Genomic DNA, 627 nt, shown 5'->3' on the forward strand with positions numbered 1-627 from the left:
ACTTGTAAGGATAAACGACTGTTTGGGGTTGTATAGTCAAGTAATTAAGTGCATGTGGTGGATGCCTTGGCAGTCAGAGGCGAAGAAAGACGTGATAGCCTGCGAAAAGCTCCGGGGAGGCGGCAAATATCCTGTGATCCGGAGATGTCTGAATGGGGAAACCCACTTACCATAAGGTAGGTATTGCAACATGAATACATAGTGTTGCAAGGCGAACGAGGGGAAGTGAAACATCTCAGTACCCTTAGGAAAAGAAATCAATTGAGATTCCCTCAGTAGCGGCGAGCGAAAGGGGAAGAGCCCATTAAGTCATATAAGTTCTAGTGGAACGCTCTGGGAAGTGCGACCGTAGACGGTGATAGTCCTGTACACGAAAGGGCTTATATGATGATGTCGAGTAGGGCGAGGCACGTGAAACCTTGTCTGAATATGGGGGGACCATCCTCCAAGGCTAAATACTCCTGACTGACCGATAGTGAACCAGTACCGTGAGGGAAAGGCGAAAAGAACCCCTGTGAGGGGAGTGAAATAGATCCTGAAACCGCATGCATACAAGCAGTGGGAGCCGGCTTAGTCCGGTGACTGCGTACCTTTTGTATAATGGGTCAGCGACTTATATTCAGTAGC

At 48.6% G+C, this 627-nt stretch carries 1 rRNA gene; it reads left to right on the forward strand.

From position 1 onward, the window contains the following. Positions 1-34: 34 nt before the first annotated feature. Positions 35-627: ribosomal RNA gene (locus NI469_RS15740) — 23S ribosomal RNA — on the forward strand; the annotation flags it as partial.

Origin of the sequence: Acinetobacter lwoffii (assembly GCF_024129735.1) — a bacterium.
Taxonomy (GTDB): Bacteria; Pseudomonadota; Gammaproteobacteria; order Pseudomonadales; family Moraxellaceae; genus Acinetobacter; species Acinetobacter lwoffii_H.